The organism is Sphingomonas sp. CFBP 8760 (genome assembly GCF_014841615.1).
GTDB lineage: Bacteria > Pseudomonadota > Alphaproteobacteria > Sphingomonadales > Sphingomonadaceae > Sphingomonas.
In genome coordinates this window covers 1-304 of the sequence record NZ_JACYUG010000073.1, presented here as the reverse complement: position 1 = coordinate 304, position 304 = coordinate 1, and the positions used below count along the sequence as shown (strand labels likewise).

Genomic DNA, 304 nt, shown 5'->3' with positions numbered 1-304 from the left:
CAAGCTCAGCGATCTGGGTTCGGCCTCGCGCAAGATCGACGCGCAGAGCGCGTTCGCCAGCAAGCTGTCGGACGCGATCGAGGGCGGTATCGGCAACCTCGTCGATGCCGATCTGGCCAAGGAGTCGGCGAAGCTGCAGGCATTGCAGGTCAAGCAGCAGCTTGGCGTGCAGGCCCTGTCGATCGCCAACCAGGCGCCGCAGACCGTCACCTCGCTGTTCCGTTAAGGAACACGGGGCGGCCGCCTCTTCGGAGGCGATACGATCCGGCATACCGGGGCGGAGCGATCCGCCCCGGCTTTTTTG

Annotated in this window: 1 protein-coding gene; it reads left to right on the top strand. The window is 65.8% G+C overall.

From position 1 onward, the window contains the following. Nucleotides 1-226, top strand: a 226-nt coding sequence (locus IFT82_RS20405; protein ID WP_274602285.1) for a flagellin, incomplete at its 5' end; no start/stop codon positions are given. Nucleotides 227-304 lie beyond the last annotated feature (78 nt).